This is a genomic window from Metapseudomonas boanensis, from assembly GCF_018704125.1.
Taxonomy (GTDB): domain Bacteria; phylum Pseudomonadota; class Gammaproteobacteria; order Pseudomonadales; family Pseudomonadaceae; genus Metapseudomonas; species Metapseudomonas boanensis.
This window is the reverse complement of record NZ_JAGTIS010000032.1, coordinates 1-18,258: the sequence shown is the minus strand read 5'-3', so window position 1 is coordinate 18,258 and position 18,258 is coordinate 1. Positions and strand designations below refer to the sequence as shown.

18 protein-coding genes are annotated in these 18,258 nt (G+C 62.6%); 10 read left to right on the top strand and 8 right to left on the bottom strand.

The genetic code is table 11. The features are described 5' to 3' along the window. Window positions 1–313: 313 nt before the first annotated feature. The 4 genes from J7302_RS25870 to J7302_RS25855 all read left to right on the top strand — a co-directional run bounded on the left by J7302_RS25870 (window position 314) and on the right by J7302_RS25855 (window position 4,015). A complete protein-coding gene (locus J7302_RS25870; protein ID WP_215381627.1) occupies window positions 314–1,198 on the top strand; it encodes a LysR family transcriptional regulator in 885 nt (294 codons plus the stop codon). Between the two features lie 62 nt (window positions 1,199–1,260). Further along, window positions 1,261–1,917 (top strand): YceH family protein, encoded by a 657-nt coding sequence (locus tag J7302_RS25865; RefSeq protein ID WP_215381624.1) that lies wholly within the window; start codon window positions 1,261–1,263, stop codon window positions 1,915–1,917. A 107-nt stretch (window positions 1,918–2,024) separates the two neighbouring features. Beyond that, window positions 2,025–3,155 (top strand): M14 family metallopeptidase, encoded by a 1,131-nt coding sequence (locus tag J7302_RS25860; protein WP_215381621.1) that lies wholly within the window; start codon window positions 2,025–2,027, stop codon window positions 3,153–3,155. A gap of 110 nt (window positions 3,156–3,265) precedes the next feature. Further along, on the top strand, window positions 3,266–4,015 hold the full coding sequence (locus J7302_RS25855) for a class I SAM-dependent methyltransferase (protein ID WP_215381618.1): 750 nt from the start codon (window positions 3,266–3,268) through the stop codon (window positions 4,013–4,015). A gap of 139 nt (window positions 4,016–4,154) precedes the next feature. On the opposite strand, the gene J7302_RS25850 is transcribed toward J7302_RS25855, so the two are convergent. Next, on the bottom strand, window positions 4,155–5,072 hold the full coding sequence (locus J7302_RS25850; RefSeq protein ID WP_251702279.1) for a LysR family transcriptional regulator: 918 nt from the start codon (window positions 5,070–5,072) through the stop codon (window positions 4,155–4,157). A gap of 162 nt (window positions 5,073–5,234) precedes the next feature. Here J7302_RS25850 and J7302_RS25845 point away from each other — a divergent pair, with 162 nt between their 5' ends. From J7302_RS25845 to J7302_RS25830, 4 genes are all read left to right on the top strand, one after another. Further along, window positions 5,235–6,257 (top strand): zinc-dependent alcohol dehydrogenase family protein, encoded by a 1,023-nt coding sequence (locus tag J7302_RS25845; RefSeq protein WP_215381616.1) that lies wholly within the window; start codon window positions 5,235–5,237, stop codon window positions 6,255–6,257. Between the two features lie 249 nt (window positions 6,258–6,506). Then, window positions 6,507–7,436, top strand: coding sequence for an AraC family transcriptional regulator (locus J7302_RS25840; protein ID WP_215381614.1), 930 nt, complete (start codon window positions 6,507–6,509; stop codon window positions 7,434–7,436). A gap of 119 nt (window positions 7,437–7,555) precedes the next feature. Next, a complete protein-coding gene (locus tag J7302_RS25835) occupies window positions 7,556–8,014 on the top strand; it encodes a (2Fe-2S)-binding protein (RefSeq protein ID WP_215381611.1) in 459 nt (152 codons plus the stop codon). Window positions 8,015–8,025: 11 nt separating this feature from the next. Continuing rightward, window positions 8,026–10,263 (top strand): xanthine dehydrogenase family protein molybdopterin-binding subunit, encoded by a 2,238-nt coding sequence (locus tag J7302_RS25830; RefSeq protein WP_215381609.1) that lies wholly within the window; start codon window positions 8,026–8,028, stop codon window positions 10,261–10,263. Window positions 10,264–10,280: 17 nt separating this feature from the next. Here the strand turns inward: J7302_RS25830 and ptrC are convergent, their stop codons facing one another. Both ptrC and J7302_RS25820 read right to left on the bottom strand, forming a co-directional pair. Further along, window positions 10,281–10,472, bottom strand: a complete 192-nt coding sequence (gene ptrC / locus J7302_RS25825) for a type III secretion system co-regulatory protein PtrC (protein WP_215381607.1) — start codon at window positions 10,470–10,472, stop codon at window positions 10,281–10,283. Window positions 10,473–10,706: 234 nt separating this feature from the next. Continuing rightward, window positions 10,707–10,937 carry a DUF2789 domain-containing protein gene (locus J7302_RS25820; protein ID WP_215381605.1) on the bottom strand — a complete coding sequence of 77 codons (231 nt, stop codon included), beginning with the start codon at window positions 10,935–10,937 and terminating at the stop codon, window positions 10,707–10,709. Between the two features lie 262 nt (window positions 10,938–11,199). Here J7302_RS25820 and J7302_RS25815 point away from each other — a divergent pair, with 262 nt between their 5' ends. Then, complete coding sequence (locus J7302_RS25815; protein WP_215381603.1) at window positions 11,200–11,496, top strand: hypothetical protein; 297 nt, start codon at window positions 11,200–11,202, stop codon at window positions 11,494–11,496. 61 nt (window positions 11,497–11,557) lie between these two features. Here J7302_RS25815 and J7302_RS25810 read toward each other — a convergent pair whose 3' ends face one another. After that, window positions 11,558–11,743, bottom strand: coding sequence for a hypothetical protein (locus J7302_RS25810; protein WP_215381602.1), 186 nt, complete (start codon window positions 11,741–11,743; stop codon window positions 11,558–11,560). Between the two features lie 201 nt (window positions 11,744–11,944). Here J7302_RS25810 and J7302_RS25805 point away from each other — a divergent pair, with 201 nt between their 5' ends. Further along, complete coding sequence (locus J7302_RS25805) at window positions 11,945–13,249, top strand: MFS transporter (protein WP_349814478.1); 1,305 nt, start codon at window positions 11,945–11,947, stop codon at window positions 13,247–13,249. A gap of 20 nt (window positions 13,250–13,269) precedes the next feature. Here J7302_RS25805 and J7302_RS25800 read toward each other — a convergent pair whose 3' ends face one another. The 4 genes from J7302_RS25800 to gcvT form a co-directional block, all read right to left on the bottom strand. Beyond that, complete coding sequence (locus J7302_RS25800) at window positions 13,270–13,917, bottom strand: SCO family protein (RefSeq protein ID WP_215381599.1); 648 nt, start codon at window positions 13,915–13,917, stop codon at window positions 13,270–13,272. A 36-nt stretch (window positions 13,918–13,953) separates the two neighbouring features. Continuing rightward, complete coding sequence (locus tag J7302_RS25795) at window positions 13,954–15,756, bottom strand: multicopper oxidase family protein (RefSeq protein WP_251702278.1); 1,803 nt, start codon at window positions 15,754–15,756, stop codon at window positions 13,954–13,956. A 395-nt stretch (window positions 15,757–16,151) separates the two neighbouring features. Beyond that, a complete protein-coding gene (locus tag J7302_RS25790; RefSeq protein ID WP_215381597.1) occupies window positions 16,152–16,706 on the bottom strand; it encodes a hypothetical protein in 555 nt (184 codons plus the stop codon). A 241-nt stretch (window positions 16,707–16,947) separates the two neighbouring features. Then, the gene (gcvT, locus tag J7302_RS25785; RefSeq protein ID WP_215381594.1) at window positions 16,948–18,069 is read right to left on the bottom strand and encodes a glycine cleavage system aminomethyltransferase GcvT; all 1,122 of its coding nucleotides are present in this window, start codon (window positions 18,067–18,069) and stop codon (window positions 16,948–16,950) included. Between the last annotated feature and the right edge of the window lie 189 nt (window positions 18,070–18,258).

Below are 18,258 nucleotides of genomic sequence, written 5' to 3'. Positions count from 1 at the left end.
CGTCCAGAACCATGCTGGCAGCCTTGAGTTTGAATTCATTCGAGTAGGACTTACGCATTCCGACATACCTCAGATTTGGGCCATCATAGCGCCCGAGTGAGGTGTCCAAAATCATTAAGCCAGTTCAAGCTGGCTCCTACAAGGGAGCCAGCCAGTGACAACACTTAACTGGGACAGAGCCAATGATTTCGCCCCCACAGGGGCGTGGCCCATCCACGAAGCTCTACTTGGGGCTGCCCTTAACAACAAATGCCAATGCCCAAACCCGCTAAACGTGTGATAACGGCTCATCGCAATTCACAGGCAGCACGCCATGAACCTGTTCGAAGACATGCGGGTGTTCGTGGTTGTCGTGGAGGCCGGCGGCTTCTCCGCGGCGGCGCAACGCCTGAACATCGCCAAATCAGTGGTCAGCCGGCGTATGAGCGCGCTGGAAAAACATCTGGAATGCCGCCTGTTCAACCGCACCACCCGGCGCCTGAGCCTGACCGAAACCGGTATCGACTACTTCGAACGCACCCAGCGAATCCTTCGTGACTTGGCCGAGGCCGAGGAGGCCACCCGCAGCCTGCAGACCGAGCTGCGTGGCCGCCTGCGCCTGGCCGCGCCGATGTCCTTCGGCCTCAAGTACCTGTCGCCGGCGCTCAACGACTTCATGGCCGCACACCCAGGGCTGGACGTGGAACTGGACCTCAACGACCGCTACGTCGACCTGGTCAGCGAAGGCTACGACATCACCCTGCGCATCGGTCGCCTCAGCGATTCGACCCTCGTCGCCCGTGAACTGGCGCCGTGCCCCCACGCAGTCTGCGCCAGCCCGGCTTACCTGGATGCCCATGGCCGGCCGCAAGTGCCGGACGACCTGCGCGAGCACACCTGCCTTGGGTACAAGAACCGAGCCAACAGCAGCCAGTGGCAATTTCTCATGGGCCGCGAGTGGCGTTCAGTGCCGGTGCGCCCGCGACTGCTGGCGAATAACGGCGAGGCATTGGTGCAGGCCGCAGTGAATGGACTTGGGCTGGTATCGCTGCCGCGCTTCCTGCTGGAGGAAAGCCTGGCCAGTGGCAAGTTGGAGGAAGTGTTGCAGAATTTTCCGCTTCCCAGTTCGCAGATCTACGCTGTATGTCCACCCGGACGGCCCTTACCGACCAAGGTTCGGGCGTTCATCGACTTCCTCGTGGAGCGCTTTTCCCAATAGCTGCTGCCGACTGGCGCCAGTCACGTTAGGCTAGTGGCACTTTTCAGCAGACGGATACCGCAATGTCCACCGAGATTCATGCACTGTTCGCCGAAGACCCCCTCACCGCCACAGAGGCCCGGTTACTCGGCAGCCTGATCGAGAAGCAGGCCACCACGCCCGAGGCCTATCCGCTGACCCTCAACGCCCTGGTGCTGGCCAGCAACCAGAAGACCAGCCGCGAACCGGTGATGAACCTGAGCCCCGGCCAGGCTGGTCAGGGAATGCGCAGCCTGGAGGCCCGTGGGCTGGCAAGGCTCGTCATGGGTAGCCGCGCAGACCGCTGGGAGCAGCGCGCGGACAAGACGCTCGAGCTGGTGCAGCCGCAGCTGATTTTGGTCGGTTTGCTGCTCCTGCGTGGCCCGCAAACCCTCAGCGAACTGCTTACCCGTAGCAATCGCATGGCCGACTTCGACGATACCGAGCACGTCCGCCATCAGCTCGAACGCCTGATCGGCCGCGGCCTTGCCACGCTGCTGCCGCGCCAGAGTGGCCAGCGTGAGGATCGCTATATGCATCTGATGGGCGATCCTGCTGACCTCGAAGCGCTGCTGGAGGCCCGTGCCAGCATGCCCGAGCGTGCCGAGTCCCGCGCCACCGCGGATGCCCGGATCGACGAACTGGAAGCCCGCGTCGCCGAGCTGGAAGCGCGCCTGGCCCGCCTCGAACAGGCGGACTGACCCGCCGTGGGGCGCTGGCTGTCCGTCCATGTCGCCCCGACGATTTCCACCCCGTGCCCGACCTGCGATCCTGTCGGGCACCGTGAAGCACTCGCCATGAGGTACCCATGAAGATCAGCTCGGACTTCGACAGCGGCAACATCGAAGTGATAGATGCCAGCAACCCGCACCAGGTGCTGCTTGCCATGCGCCCAGACCTGAAGAGCCACCACTTCCAGTGGTTCCATTTCAAGGTCGAGGGGCTCAAGCAGGGCGAACGTTATGGCTTCAGCCTGACCAACGCTCCTCAGTCCGCATACAGCCATGCCTGGACCGGTTATAACGCTGTTGCCTCCTATGACCAGGTCAACTGGTTCCGCGTGCCGAGCAGCTTCGACGAGAAGGGGCTGCACTTCAGCCTGGAACCGACCCACGAGCAGATCTGGTTCGCCTATTTCGAGCCCTACAGCCGTGCCCGCCACGACTGGCTGGTCAGCGAGGCCTTGGACAAGGCCGGCGCCGAGGTGGTCGCCATCGGCAAGAGCATCGAAGGACGTGAGATTCCGCTGCTGTGCATCAGCCGTAATCCCAACGCCAAGCGCAAGGTCTGGATCATCGCCCAGCAGCATCCTGGCGAGCACATGGCCGAGTGGTACATGGAGGGTGTGATCGAACGCCTGCAGAAAGGCGATGACACCGAGCTCGATGCCCTGTTGCAGAAGGCTGACCTTTACCTGGTCCCGAACATGAACCCGGACGGCGCCTTCCGTGGCCATCTGCGCACCAACGCCGCCGGCAAGGACCTCAACCGCGCCTGGCAGTCGGCCAACGACACTGAAACGCCCGAGGTTTTCTTCGTCCAGCAGCAAATGCGCAAGATCGGCGTCGACCTGTTCCTCGACATCCACGGCGACGAGGAGATTCCCCACGTGTTCACCGCCGGCTGCGAGGGAAACCCCGGCTACAGCCCACGCCTGGAGTTCCTGGAAAGCGAGTTCCGCCAGCGGCTGGTAGCTGTGGGTGCCGAGTTCCAGACCCAGTTCGGCTATCCACGCGACGAACCGGGCCAGGCCAACACCACCTTGGCCTGCAACGCCGTCGGGATGGCATTTGACTGCCTGTCGTTCACCATCGAAATGCCCTTCAAGGATCATGACGACAATCCCCACCCGCATACGGGCTGGAACGGTGCTCGTTCCAAGCGCCTTGGCAAGGATGTGCTGTCGGTCATTGCGGCGATGGTGGATCGGTTGCGTTAAGTCGGCGTCCTGGCCTCTCTCCCGGCCCATCTCCCTGAAGCGGAGAGGGGCCGGGAGATAAGGTTGCTTGCGCCGCTCCTCAGGCCCCGAACCCGATGAGGCCCCTCATCATGTCCAACACCTGCGAACTCTTTTCCCGTCAGTCCGACGCCTACCGCGCCAACCGCCCGACCTACGACCCCGCGCTATTCGTCTGGCTCAGCCAACAGGCGCCGGACCGTACTCTGGCCTGGGACTGCGGCTGTGGCTCCGGCCAGGCCACCGTCGACCTGGCGCGTCATTTCGAGCGGGTGGTGGGAACCGATGTGAATGCCCAGCAGTTGGCGAAAGCCGAGGCGGCGGCGAACATCGAGTACCGCTGCGAGCCAGCCGAAGCGACGTCGCTGACGAATGCCAGCGTTTCGCTGACCGTGGTCGCCCAAGCGCTGCATTGGTTCGATCTCGATCGGTTCTACGCAGAAGTACGGCGTGTATCCCAGCCTGGCGGCCAGTTGGCGGTGATTTCCTACAACCTGTTGCAGATCACGCCGGAGCTGGATGCGCTGGTCAATCGTCTCTACTACGACATCCTCGGGCCTTACTGGGCGGAGGAGCGCAAGCACGTCGAGCAGGGCTATCGGACCTTGCCATTCCCCTTCGAACGCATCGAGGTGCCAGTCTCCGCGCTGAACGCCCGCTGGGACCTGACGCGATTACTCGGTTACCTGGAGAGCTGGTCCGCCCTGGCGACCTACCAGGCCATCCATGGCCGCAATCCCCTGGACTCGCTACGAGCGCAGTTCGAAGCTGCCTGGGGTAAGCCGGGTGCCTTGCGCGAGGTGAGCTGGCCGCTAACGGTCAATCTCGGGCGGGTGGCCTAGTCCACGATCCTACGCCGCGATGGAGAGTGCGCCGCGCGCACCGGATTCCGCATGGGTGAACTCATGGTGCACCCGGCGCAGCTGAGTGAGCGAATTCATTCGCGAAGGGCAGCCACTGCGCCCCCACTGCAGGGTGAGCCTATTCCAGGCTATCCGGATCACCGCAGTACATCTGGATGCGCGAGCGCAGCCAGCGTTCGGCCGGGTCGTTGTCCTGAGCGCCGCGCCAGGCCATGGAGAGCTCGAACGCCCGCGTGGGCAGCGGCGGATCTTCAGCGCGCAGTCCGCCTGCGGAAGTCAGGGCTGCGGCGGTGTAGTCGGGCACCATTGCCACCAGGTCGGTGCCGGCGAGCAGCGTGCCGAGGCCGTTGAACTGGGGTACGGCCAGCACGACCCTGCGTTGCCGGCCCACCTTCGCTAGTTCTTCGTCGACGAAGCCGGCCAGGTCACCGGCAAAGGACACCAGTGCATGGGGGCGTTCGCAATAATCGTCCAGTGACAGGGCGCCCGGAACCGCGTCCGCCCGTAGCAGCTTGGGCTTGGAACGCCGCAAAGTCTTGCGCTTGGCGTTGGCGGGAAGCTCCTCGGTATAGCTGACGCCGACGGAAATCTCGCCTGAGGCCAGCAGGTTGGGCATCAGCAGATAGTTGGTGCGGCGCACCACCAGCACCACGCCCGGCGCTTCGGCTCGCAGGCGGCGGAGCAGGGCGGGGAGCAAGGCGAACTCGACATCGTCCGAGAAGCCAACGCGGAACACTGCGGTGCTGGTAGCGGGGTCGAAATCTGCGGCGCGGCTGATGGCGGTGGAGATGGAGTCCAGCGCTGGCGTGAGCAGGGAGTAAATCTCGATCGCTCGCGCCGAAGGTTCCATGCTCCGGCCGGTACGGACGAATAGCGGGTCGTCGAACAATGTGCGCAGGCGGGCGAGCGCGGCGCTGATCGCCGGCTGGCCGAGAAAAAGCTTCTCGGCGGCGCGCGTAACGCTGCGCTCGTGCATGAGTGTCTCGAATACGATCAAAAGGTTGAGGTCAACCTTTCTCAGGTCGTTCCGGTTCATGGAATCATCCGTAATTAATGTGTGAAAGGTGAAGGCCTCGCGCGCTGTCGTCAAGGTTCGCATCATCCGCATTCATGACAACTATTGATGGGCACGGGTGGTTTTGTGTTCTAAGCCCGGATAAAGTCCGGGGCTATAAAGAGTCAAAAGGCGAGGTATGTGATGTCCCGCATGATCCGTTTCCATCAATTCGGTGGCCCCGAAGTGCTCAAACTGGAAGAGCTGCCGAGCCCTGTTCCGGGGCCGGGCGAAGTTCTGGTACGCACTCAGGCCCTGGGTGTGGGCTGGAAGGACGTGCTCTGGCGGCAGAACCTGGCGGCTGAGCAGCCGACCCAACTTCCATCTGGCCTGGGCTTTGAGCTGGCGGGTGTGGTCGAGGCCGTCGGCCCCGGTGTCGATGACCTTGTTCCTGGCACGCCCGTGGCCAGCTTTCCTGCCAGTACGCCGAACCGTCATCCGGCCTGGGGTGACCTCGTGGTGATGCCGCGCAATGGCCTGGTTGCCTATCCCGATACCCTGACGCCCATCGAAGCTTCTGTGCATTACACGCCGCTGCTGATGGCCTATTTCGCCCTGGTGGACCTGGGTGGGCTCAAGGCCGGCCAGCATGTGCTGATCACCGAGGCTGGGCACTGCCTGGCACCACAGACCGTGCAACTGGCCAAGGCACTGGGTGCCAAGGTCATTGCCTCGACCAGTCATCCGGAGAGCCGTGCGTTCCTTCGCGAACTGGGTGCCGACAAGATCATCGTGACCGAGGAGCAGGATCTGGTCCTCGAAATCGAGCGCATCACCGAAGGCAAGGGCGTCGAAATCGTGCTCGACCAGTGCGCCGGCCAGCAGCTGAAACTGCTGGGTGATGTTGCCGCTACTCGTGGCAAACTCATTCTCTACGGTGTCAACGGTGGCAATGACGCCGCGTTCCCAGCCTGCGCCGCATTCAAGAAGCACCTGCAGTTCCATCGGCATTGCGTGCTGGACTTCACCGGTTCGCCTGAAATGGGCATCGAGCCCAACGAGGCGCTGGTCAAGCGTGCCCTGGAGCACATCAACCAGCTGACTCGCGACCAACTGTTGAAGCCACCGATTGATCGCGTGTTTGCCTTCGAAGACTTCGCCGATGCCAACCGATACATGGAGACTTGCCCTCCGGGTGGTCGCGTGGTGATGCAGGTCGCCGACTGATCCAGCGGGCTGTAGGTGGTTGCGGCGTGCAGTGAAGCCCAACACAGGATCGATTCCCTTGTTGGGCTTTGCCTTTGACCCAGCGCCAGCCTACGGTTTCAGATGTCGGGCAGTTTGCCGCGCGAGGCGGCAGGGAGGATAGCCGGATTCTACTGGATTCTTGCCTGATCCTCCTGAGGCGCTGCCCCGCGCGAGACGCAAGGGCAGGGCTTGGATAAAGTTGGCCCATCATTGCCCGGGGTCGAGACCATGAATCCACAAGCCTCCCTTGCGCCAATACAGAGCCTGGCGGTCGCGCCACAGCAGCATGAACTGGTGCGTTTGATTGATCGATTCACTGGGCAGGACGGCATCCGTCCCACGGCTATCCACGGCTTGACACTGTACCGCGCATCGCTCCCAAGCGAGCCTCTGCATTGCCTGTACGAGCCCGCTGTCGGTCTGGTGGTACAGGGGCGCAAGCAAGTGCTGCTGGGCGAGGAGCGCTATCTGTACGGCCCGTCGCAGTACCTGGTGGTGTCGCTTGACCTGCCGGTGATCGGCCAGGTCATCGAGGCCAGCCCCGAGGTTCCCTTTCTCAGCTTGCGGCTGGACCTGGACCCGGCGGAAATCGGCAGTCTGCTGATGGACCTGGATATCCCGGCGCCAGACGTCCAGGGCTGTCCGCGCGGCATGGCCGTGAGCGGTCTGGGCGCTCCCTTGCAGGATGCCGTACTGCGGATGCTGCGTCTGCTGGACAACCCTGAAGATATTCCTGCGCTGCTGCCGCTCATTCGCCGGGAAATCCTCTACCGCCTGCTACGCGGCGAGCAGTGTGCACAGTTGCGCCAGATCGCCAGCAGTGGCACGCAGGGGCACCGCGTCAGTCGGGCGGTCAACTGGCTCCGGCAGAACTTCCACCAGCCCCTGCAGATCGAACGTCTGGCCAGCGAGGTGAACATGAGCACGTCGTCGCTCCACCATCATTTCAAGGCTTTGACGGCCATGAGCCCGCTGCAATTCCAGAAACAACTGCGCCTGCAGGAGGCACGCCGGTTGATGCTGGTGGAGGCCCTGGATGCCGCCAGCGCCGGTAGCCGCGTGGGATACGAGAGCCCGTCGCAGTTCAGCCGCGAATACAGCCGGGTGTTCGGCGCGCCGCCGATGCGCGATATCGCGCGATTGCGCCAGAGCGCCTGAAACGCTCCGCCGGTTGCGCCAATCGGCGGCGAAGATCCGACTAGCTTGGAAAAAACCGTGCCGAGCCAGGTTCGTCCGGCCGGCGAACTGTAGCCATCCCGACAGAGGTTGGACGCCTGATGATTACCCTGAACCTGAATGGCAAGGACCACGAACTCGACACTCCAGCGGATATGCCCCTGCTGTGGGCGCTGCGTGATGTCGCAGAACTCACCGGTACCAAGTACGGCTGCGGCATGGCGCTGTGTGGCGCCTGCACGGTGCACGTGGAAGGCCAGCCAACGCGGGCCTGCATCACCCCGCTATCGGCCGTGGTGGGCAAAAAAGTCACCACCATCGAAGGCGTTGGCCAGGATCCGGTGGGTGCGGCGGTCCAGGCGGCCTGGCGCAAGCTCGATGTGGTGCAGTGCGGTTACTGCCAGTCCGGGCAGATCATGTCCGCCACGGCCTTGCTCAAGGCGAACCGTGCACCGAGCGATGCTGACATCGACGCGGCCATGGGCGGCAACATCTGCCGCTGTGCCACCTATGTGCGGATTCGTGCCGCCATTCATGAAGCCGCCAGCACGCTGGCTTAAGGAGAATCGTCATGGGCAAGTTCGAGCGTGAATCAGTGGCGGGCAATGGAATTCTCAATGTCAGCCGGCGTGCGTTCCTGCAGGGCAGTGGTGGGCTAGCCCTGGGGGTGTTCTTCGCGCCGCTGATGCATGGTGGGGAAGCACTGGCCGCGCCGGAGGGCTTTGTGCCAAATGCTTTCGTGCGCATCGGCAATGATGGCCGCGTCACCGTCCTGGCCAAGCACCTGGAGATGGGGCAGGGCAGTTATACCGGGCTGGCAACCTTGCTGGCCGAAGAGCTGGATGCCGATTGGGCACAGGTGCGGGTGGAAGGCGCGCCTGCTGATGCGGCGCTCTACAAGAATCTGGCTTTCGGCACCATGCAAGGGACTGGCGGCAGTTCCGCCATGGCCAACTCTTTCGAGCAGATGCGCAAGGCAGGTGCCAGTGCCCGCGCGATGCTGGTCGCGGCTGCCGCCAAAGAGTGGCAGGTGCCGGTCGACAGCATTGAGGTCAGTCAGGGTGTGGTCAGCCATTCGGGCTCTGGTCGCAAGTCCGGGTTTGGCGAGCTGGCCGATGGCGCGGCCAAACAACCCATCCCGACCGATGTGAAACTGAAGGACCCAAAGGACTTCAAGCTGATCGGCAGGGCCCAGCTCAGTCGCAAGGACAGTGTGGACAAAACCGACGGCAGCGCCATCTTCACCCAGGACATCAAGCTGCCTGGCATGCTGGTGGCCGTAGTTGCCTACCCGCCGCGTTTCGGTGGCGTGCCAAAGGCCGTGGATGCCGCCAAGGCCAAGGCAGTGCCGGGTGTCGTGGAAGTGGTCCAATTCACCGACACACCGCATGGGCGTACCGGAGTGGCGGTGCTGGCGAAAAATACCTGGGCCGCGCGCCAAGGGCGCGATGCGTTAGTGGTGGAGTGGGACGAGAGCAAGACGTTTCGCTTGGGCAGCGAGGAGATCCTGGTCCGCTATCGTGAGGCCCTGAGCAAGGAGGGGTTGCTTGCAGCGAAGCGCGGAGATGCCAACGCCGCTCTTGCAGAGCCAGCCAAGGTGATCGAAGCCGATTTCGAGTTCCCCTACCTGGCACACGCGGCGATGGAGCCGATGAATTGCCTGGTCAAGGTTTCCGATGGCCAATGCGAAGTCTGGAATGGTGAGCAATTGCAGACCGCAGACCAACTGAGCATCGCCAAGTACCTGGACATTCCGGTGGAGAAGGTCAGCCTGACCCAGCTGTATGCCGGCGGTAGCTTCGGTCGCCGCGCCAGCCCGCAGTCGGACTACCTGCTGGAGGCCGTTGCGATCACCAAAGCGGCGCGGGCCAAGGGCCACGACGCGCCGGTGAAACTGGTATGGACCCGCGAGGACGATACCCGCGCCGGTTATTACCGGCCGGTCTACGTGCATCGTGCGCGACTGGCACTGGATGAGCAGGGCATGCTCCAGGCCTGGCACCATCGCCTGGTGGGCCAGTCCATCGGCAAAGGCACGGTGTTCGAGGGGGGGCTGGTCAAGGACGGTGTCGACCATACCTCGGTGGAGGGACTGTCGAACCTCTCCTATGAGGTGCCCAACCTTCAGGTGGAGCTGCACACGCCCGAGGATATCGGTGTGCCCATTCAGTGGTGGCGCTCCGTCGGGCATACGCACACCGCCTATGCGGCCGAGGTACTGATCGACACGGCGGCATCGGAGGCCGGGAAGGACCCATACGAGTACCGCCACGCGTTGCTGGCGAAGCACCCGCGCCACCGTGCGACCCTGGAGTTGGCCGCGCAGAAGGCAGGCTGGAATACGCCGCTGGCACCTGGCACTGCCGGGGAGAAGCGCGGTCGCGGCATCGCCGTGCATGAGTCTTTCGGGTCGTTCGTGGCCCAGGTCGCGGAGGTGACGGTCAAATCTGACGGCAGCTACAAGGTGGATCGCGTGGTGTGCGCTGTGGATTGCGGCCTGGCGATCAACCCTGATGTGATCAAGGCGCAGATGGAAGGTGGTATCGGCTTTGGCTTGGCAGCGGCGCTGCACGGTGCCATCACGCTGAAGGATGGCGTGGTCCAGCAGTCGAACTTCCACGACTTCCAGGTACTCAGGATCAACGAAATGCCGGCGGTGGAGGTGCACATCGTGCCATCAGCCGAGGCGCCCACGGGCGTGGGTGAGCCGGGTGTTCCGCCGATTGCACCAGCCGTGGCCAACGCCTTGCACGCGGCGGTCGGTCAGAGGCTTCATACGCTCCCGTTCCCCCGGCAACTCAAGGTGTGACGGGCTCTGCGGTGAGATCAGCTGGCCTCGCCGCAGATCAGCTCCCGCAGGGCCTTGCGTTCGGCGATTGGCGTAGGCGCCTGGCGAACTGCCAGGCTGCCGTCCTCCAGGCTTACCGCCACTTCGGTCTCGAAGCGCAGGCGCAAGTCGTCCACGGTCACGTGGGTGACCTGGTACAGCTGTTCAGCAAGCTTCTGGTCGGCGGACATGTCGGTTGCCTCGAACCTGTTGGCCGAATGGCCGATGGCGCTAGATTGCCGGCAGGGAGTCGAGGAGAAAATTGATTCGGCCTGATGGTGGCCATCACTGGAATCGATTGCGCCCAGGTGCAGCGGTTGTGGGGCTTCTCGGTGCTCGCGGAGCGCCGCTGGCCCACCCTACAGACCGCAGCCCGGACTTCAGTCCGGGGCTGCCGCCGGTGGGCCTGGAGGAGGTGGCGGGATCTACTTGGATAGCAGCATCGCCAGCTCATCGACCTCTTCTGCCCAGTCCGAATCCTCCTGCAAGGCCTCGCGCAGGAAGGTGGCCTGGGCAGGGGTCCAGAAGGGGGCATCGGCTACGGCCAGGCCTGCGGTGAGACGATGGCTGGCAATGAACTCATCGATCTCGGCCTTGCTGGAGGCCAATCCAAGCTGTTGGAAAAGGGTGCCGAGGTTGTGCTGGCTGGTGTCCATGACGAAGCTCCGTTGGCGGAAAACGTAGGGGAGACGTCAAAGGACTATAGACCTTGGACGATCCGGCGACGGCAGCTTGCTGAAGGTCGTGGATGCGATCCAAATCACGAAAGTCGTGAGGAAAGTACGGAACTGGGAAAGACCCAATTGTTCAAATGGGGCTATCTGCAGCTGACTGGCGGGACATTGGGCGGTCAGCCTGTCAGTGTCCCCCTGGTCCGGCAGTTCCCGCTGGGTTGCCCTTGGTACACGGAGTCACTTCATGAAGATCAGCACGAAACTCACTCTGGCCGCTCTACTGGCTCTGCCTTTGACAGGTTGCCTGCAGCAGGGATCTGAAGTCGATCAGGCAATGCTTTGCACCTACACCACCGATGCTGAGGCGAAGCTGTGCAAGGCCGGCCAAATGTCCTGGTTCAAGGCAGCACGAGCGGGCAATCCACAATTGCCGCTTAGCGTGGCAGCGGCCTACTGCGACTTCAACCATCCGGTGATGTACAACGAGGCCGGCGTGATCTGCGTCTTTACCGACAAGCGCCTGAACCTGGTCAAGCAGTAAAAACGGGGTATATCCGCAGCGCCTGGACGCGCCCGGCGCTGCGAAGGGCTGGCTCGGTGAGTCAGCGCTTGCCCATCGAGCGGCGGGTGCCGCGTGGCGCGGGGCCGGGACGTTGTCCGCGGTCGTGGGACTTGAAGCCCTGGTACCAAGGGGCGTTCTGTTTCTTGGCGGCGGGTGCGGGGGCGGTGGATTCGCCTTCGGCCTCGGTCGCCGGGTTCTGCGGAATGAGTTGGTCTTCGGTGGTCATGCTGTGCTTGCCGTGAATCGCCGGCCCGGGTTTGGGCCAAGGGCGCGCATAATACCGCAGAACGCCACGGACCCCTAGATTGCACCTGCGCCTGTCATCGGTAGTGACTAGTATCCAGTTGCCGGTCGTCCTGATGGGGCTGGAAAGCCGGGGCTGCAGGCCCCGAACTGATTTGATCAGGGGCTTTGGGGGAGGGGACAGGTGCCGATCTTCGATAAAAATGCGCTCAACGAGGGCGTTCCGCGTCGTGAGGTGTTGGCGTGGGCGACCTACGATTTTGCCAATTCCGGATACACCACCGTCGTCCTGACGGCAGTGTTCAATGCTTACTTCGTGGGGGTTGTGGCTCGCGACCTGAGCTTTCCAACCTTGCTCTGGACCCTGGCGGTCGGGTTCTCCAGCATTCTGGTGTTTTTCCTGCTCCCTGTGCTGGGGTCATATGCCGACGTGCACGCCCGCAAGAAGGAAGTGCTGGCCGTGGTCACCTGCGGGTGCGTCCTGGCCACGGCTGCGCTCGCCTTGGCCGGCCCGGGAGATGTTGCCGTCGCGATGGCTGCGGTGATCGTCTCGAACCTGTTGTTCCAGGCGGGTGTGGCGCTCAACAGTGCCTTCCTGCCCGAGCTGGCCAAATCGAGCGCGTTGGGCAAGGTTTCCGGCTGGGGCTGGAGTTTTGGCTACCTGGGAGGGCTGTTCTCCCTGGGCTTGTGCCTGGGCTATGTGACCTCCGCCCAGGGGCGGGGTGAGCCGGCCGAGGCCTACGTACCCATTACCATGCTGATCGTGGCGCTGGTCTACGGACTGGCCGCCATTCCCATGTTCATCTGGCTCAAGGAACGCGCCCGGCCGCAATCGGGCATCGCGGCGACCGGGGCGCTGGGTCAGTCGATTCGGCGAATGTGGGAGACCTTGCGGAACATTCATCGCTTTCGGGACTTCGGCTGGCTGCTGGCATGCGGCTTGTGCTACCAGGCGGGCATTGCGGTGGTGATCGCCCTTGCGGCCATCTATGCCCAGGAAGTGATGAACTTCACGGTGACCCAGACGATGCTGCTGATTCTTCTGGTCAACGTCACCTCTTCCATCGGTGCTTTCGCCTTCGGCTATGCACAGGATCGGCTTGGTCATCGCCGGGCCCTGGCTTTCACCCTGGTCGGATGGGTGTTGATGGTTTCGATCGCCGCGCTGTCCACGACGGTTGCGGCATTCTGGCTAGCGGCCAATATCGCTGGGCTGTGCATGGGCGCGAGCCAGTCGGCGGGGCGTGCACTGGTCGGTTATCTCGCCCCGGAAACGCGGCGGGCCGAGTTCTACGGGCTGTGGAACGCCGCCGTTGGGGTGTCGGCGATCATCGGGCCGCCCACATACGGGCTGGTGACCTGGGTGACGAACAACGACCACCGCCTGGCTATCCTGATTTGCGGCCTCTACTTCGTGCTCGGTCTGGCTCTGCTCGGCAAGGTTGATGTCGAACGTGGTCGAGTCGCCAGTTTGCCTGTCCAGGTGTAAACCTGGGCAGGCAAGTTGGCTCAGGCGTTGGCGTCCTTCGGTGGATTCGGCCAGGCAGCATGGTCCACACGCAGGTCGACGTGGTTGATGGCGGACATGATGTGGTCAGGCTCCGTGAGGGCCGGTGCCATGGTCCAGCGGTCGATGGGTTCGTTGCCGATACGCACCATGCCGGTGTGGGTGAGCTGGTTGCTGTCCACTTCCGGCTCGACGTCATAGAAGCCGAGGCTGTAGCGTAAGGCCCGGATATCTTCCGGCGCTCCAGTGAGGAACTGCCAGCCGGGCCCGATGCGGAACTTGTCGATGTATTCCTTCAGGTGGCGGGGCTGGTCCAGCTCCGGCTGCAGCGTGATCGAATACATGAAGACGTCCCGCCCCAGGCGGTCGCCCAGCAGTTGCTGGACCCGGCGCAGGTTGGCGGTGGCGGTGGGGCAGGTGTTTCCGCAGCTCGTGTACATCATGTTGAGCACGACCACCTTGCCACGGATCAGGTCATCATAAAAGCTCACCTTCTTCCCTTCATGGGTGAACACCGGGACATTCGGGAACTTGTCGCCGAGGGTACGCTGGCGGCTTTCACGCTCGTTGGTTCTGCCGTACGCGCCCAGGGCCAAAAGGCCCAGTGCGCCAACTCCCAGGCCGCCGAGCAGGTTTCTACGAGTGTTCATCTCAATCTCTCCGGCCCCGGCTGCCCGGGGCATGGCTCAGGCCTGTACGACGTCGAAGCGCAGCATCATCGCGTGGTCTTCATGGATCAGGTTGTGGCAGTGCATGACGTATTTGCCGACGTAATCACGGAAGCGGATGAGGATCCGAACGGTTTCATTCTCATGAATGACATAGACATCCTTGCGGCCTTGCTCGTAGGCCGGAATGGGAAGTTGTTGGCCATTGCGGACTCGCGAGAGGATTCGGCCTTCCTCAAGGTGAATATGGATAGGGTGGGACCAGCCATCATTGATGTTGACCAACTCCCAGACCTCGAAGCCCCCCTTGGGTATGCTGAAGCGCGGCCCAGTAACATTGACGAACTGTCCATTGATGGCCCACATGTTGTTGGACCGATCGAAGATGAATCGTCGAACCGGGGCTGCGGCGACTTGGGCTGCGGTGTAGGTTGGCAGGGGCCGCAGGTTGGCTGGCACCATGCTCAGGTCCTGGCTGGTAGGCCAGCGATCGACCACGATCTTCAGCACTCGCACGCCAGTGTCGCGGATGTCTTTGGGCCCGCGCGTCTCTTCCTGGCGCATCCGGTTGACCAGATACAGCGTGGTACCCACCAGGTATTTGGAGAAGTCGACCACGATATCGGCACGCTCTGCCACACCGAGGGTCACGATGTTCTGATTCAACAGTGGCTTGGGTAGCAGGTTGCCGTCGTTGGCGATGTAGGTGAATGTTTGTTTGACGTTGCTCCCGTTGACCAGGGAAAAGGCGTAGAAACGGCTCGGCCCGGCATTGAGGAAACGGAAGCGATAACGGCGCCTGGCAACTTTGAGCACGGGTTCGATCATGCCATTGACCATCACCTTGTCGCCGAGCACGCCTTCAGGGTTGACTTGGTCGTAGTAGAGTTTTCCAGCGGCATCGAAACGGCGGTCGGCAAACGCTAGCGGGTAGTCGTACGGATGGCTGGGCAACCGAAGGGCGCCGGGTGTAGGGTCGGCCTCATCGCCCGAGTCCAGATGGTCGTACAGCAGGTAGAAGCCCACTAAACCCCGATAGACGTTGGCAGATGTGAAGTCCAGCGTGTGGTCGTGATAGAAGAGTGTCCCTAGAGCCTCGCGGTAGTCGCCGATGTTGTCCTGCAAGCTCTCAAACCCGGCGTATACGTTGGGGTACAGGAGATCCTTGAACTTGCCTTTGGTGGTCAGCGTCGGGCCAGCCTTGTTCGGGCTGTAGTAGTCACCCGGGAAACCATCGCTTTCGGAACCGCAATGCAGGTTGTGCAGGTGCGTCGATATCTCGGGAGTGCCGAAGCCGACATGATTTTGCGGCAGGTCGTTGTAGATGCGGCAAAGCACTGGCTTGCCGTAATGGGCCATGACCGTCGCGCTGAACTCTTTGTCGGGCGTGTTGCTTCCTCGATAGACCCAAACAGGCTGGGGAGGATAAGCCGGATTGAAGACCCAGTTGGGACGTTCTACGGCATGCAGTTCGTAGTACTCCGCGTACGAAAAGAACTTGTTCCAATATTGATGCGGTGCTCGCCCGGCTTCGCCGCCGGCGGTGTTGGCCGTTTGCGTTGGCGCCGGCGTCAGGGTCGTGGTGCCGGCCAGTGGCACGATGGCCTTTGGCAACTCCATGACCCAGGGAATAGTGGCTGGGCTCGGGGGTAGCAGCGGGGCCGTGCTTTCATCATCATCGTCACCCGCGAAACTGGTGCTGGCAGAAATGATCGCTGGCGCGGCAATCGTTGCGGCGGAAAGCTTGAGGAATGAGCGCCGCGCATCGTCTGTCTGCTTATCGTTATTGTCGTCAATCGGTCCAGCAGTCTTGCCTTTCATGGATGTGCTCCACCTCCCCGAAAGCCAATCAGCATGAGCAGCTCGCCCTGGATGCTGTGCTCCAAGGCTTTTCCTCCCCGCCGCTCACACATTTGACGGGCCGCTAAAGGACCAGCAAAACGGCCAACTCGCCAATAATTCGACTAAAGACCGTCAAGTTAGGGGGTGCAATTGGCGAAATGACAATTATTCGTCGATTTCTCTTCTCGGCAGGGCATGGCACTAGGGATGGCGGCAAGTGTAACTAGATATGTCTCGAAGACGTGCGGCAGGGATTGGGCGGCAGGCGGTAGGGGGCTCTGGAGCGGGAGTGAGCCGCCCGGGAGATGGGGGTCCCGGACGCACTCGGAAGGCCTGTCACGATAACGGCTATACCCTGCTGGCCCTTGCTGCTTTCACTTGCCGTACTTGGAGCGGAAGAGGGCGATCTGCTTCTCCGGCTTCGGCTCTTCCTTGGCCAGGACGTAGACCACGCGCTCGCCGTTCGGACCGCCGCCGATATCGACGTAGCTGAAGGTGGGTTCACCGATCTTGTACATGTCCATCATGTCGCCGTAGCGGCTGAACACATAGATGATGCCTTCCTCGTCGCGCAGCTCGCCGTAGAAAGGTTGTGCCGGCGGCAGGCTGACGTCGAGGAAGCGCTTGACGGACAGCGTATTCACGTCCTTGCCCTGGTCGCCGGACTTGGGCACCAGAACGATGTCACGGCCAAACCCATCCTGTTTGCCAGTGCTCACTTTTGCCGCTGCCTCGCCGCTATTGGCAAAGTCACGGTAGGCGGCGTAGTCGTCGAACAGGAACAGTTCCTTCTCGGAGCGAATCTGGTACCAGTCTTCGTTGTCCAGCGATGCAGCTTTGGCGGGCGCGGGAGCCTGGTTGCTGCAGGCGCTCAGTGCGGCGGCGAGCAGGGCTGTGGCGATCGGTTTGATCAGGGTCTTCTTGTTCATTGCAGGTCCTCCCCAGGAATGTGGAGCAGAGAATCTGCCTGCGGCGAGTGACTGATTGATGACGGGATTGTGTCGTGATGATTAAAGAGGTGGGGGCTTTTGATTCAGTGGCTTAGGGAGAGTTTTTGAAGTTGTGTGTCTGATTTCGAACGGCATCCCCCGAATAAAGAAAAGGGCAAAGGCTCTCGCCTTCACCCTTGTAAAGGCCCCGCGCGTGGCAGGGCAGTCGAGGGGTTCTTGATTAGCCGCGGTAGTAACGCTGCGGCACGAAGGGAGTCTTGGCGACTTTCATGGGGATGCGCTTGCCGCGCACCATGGCCCAGACTTCGGTGTCAAGCGCCGCATGGGCAGTTTGCACGTAACCCATGGCCACCGGCGCGCCCAGGCTGGGGCCGAAGCCGCCACTGCTGACACGACCGATGACGGTACCGGCGGCGTCGACGATTTCCGCGCCTTCACGAACCGGCACGCGCTCCAGGGGGAGCAGGCCGACACGCTTGCTGGCGACGCCTTCGCGTTGTTGTTCGAAGATTTTTCCGGCGCCAGGGAAGTTGCCGGCACGCAGGCCGTCGATGCGGCGCGCCTTGGAGATGGCCCAGCCCAGGCTGGCCTCGATCGGCGTGGTGGCGGTGCTCATGTCATGGCCATAGAGGCACAGGCCGGCTTCCAGGCGCAGCGAGTCACGGGCGCCAAGGCCGATGGCCTGCACTTCCGGCTCGGCCAACAGCGCGCGGGCGAGGGCTTCGGCCTGCTCGACCGGCACGGAAATCTCGTAGCCGTCCTCACCGGTGTAGCCGGAGCGGCTGACATAGCAGTCGACCCCTTGCAGGCGCACGCTGGCGAACTGCATGAAGGTCATGGCCTTCACTTCTGGTGCCAGGCGGCCCAGTACCTCGGCGGCCTTCGGCCCTTGCAGGGCCAGCAGCGCGCGGGTTTCGAACAAGGATTCGATCTGGCACTGCTCGCCGATGAACTGGCGCAGGTGGTCCAAATCCTGTTCCTTGCAGGCGGCGTTGACTACCAGGACCAGGTGATCGCCCGCATTGGCCACCATCAGGTCGTCGAGGATGCCGCCGTGCTCGTCGGTGAACATGGCATAGCGCTGCATGCCTGCTGGCAGGTCGATGATGTCGACCGGTACCAGGCTTTCCAGGGCCCGGGCAGCATGCTCGCCACGCAGGATGATCTGGCCCATGTGCGACACGTCGAACAGGCCGGCCTGCTCGCGGGTGTGCAGGTGCTCCTTGAGCACGCCGAGCGGGTACTGCACCGGCATGTCGTAGCCGGCGAAAGGCACCATGCGCGCGCCGAGTTCGAGGTGCAGGGCGTGCAGCGGGGTTTTGGCGAGGATTTCAGTGGTCATGCATAAGCTCCGAACTGGTTGTTCCCTTCCCCCCCTGGGAGAAGGTGGCCCTTGGGCCGGACGAGGGATGCCGGGAGCGAGACTGGGCTGGCCTTCACTCCCGGCCCCTCTCCCAATGGGAGAGGGGAGGTATCAGCATTCGATGATGTTCACGGCGAGGCCACCGCGGGCGGTTTCCTTGTATTTGCT